The 289-nt window shown below is 54.7% G+C and carries 1 protein-coding gene; it reads right to left on the bottom strand.

The annotated features are described in order from the left end of the window. On the bottom strand, positions 1 to 289 hold a 289-nt coding region (locus LZP73_RS20355; protein ID WP_234236760.1), incomplete at both ends, for a hypothetical protein.

Below are 289 nucleotides of genomic sequence, written 5' to 3'. Positions count from 1 at the left end.
TGCTGTATGGTCACGGCCTGGTCACCCAGTTTTTTATCCGTGGTCGAGGTAATTTCACTCCCTTTTTTATCCACGTACTGGCGGACCTGTGCTATCTGTCGGGCATTTTCTGACTGCCCCTGGCTGACAGTCTGTGAGATTTCACTGCTCACCCGGTCCACTTTCTGGCTCACCTGCGCGATGGCCAGTGTCTGGTCCTCATTCTTTTTCGCAACCAGCTGCGTGAGGCTGTTTTCCGCCTCCCCGATTTTCCGGGTCACTTCTGCGATATCCGTGTCCATCCGCTGAC

Source organism: Shewanella sp. AS16 (assembly GCF_021412365.1).
In the GTDB taxonomy this organism is placed as follows: Bacteria; Pseudomonadota; Gammaproteobacteria; order Enterobacterales; family Shewanellaceae; genus Shewanella; species Shewanella salipaludis.
Note: the sequence above shows the minus strand (reverse complement) of the source record. Positions and strands in the feature narration are given on the sequence as shown.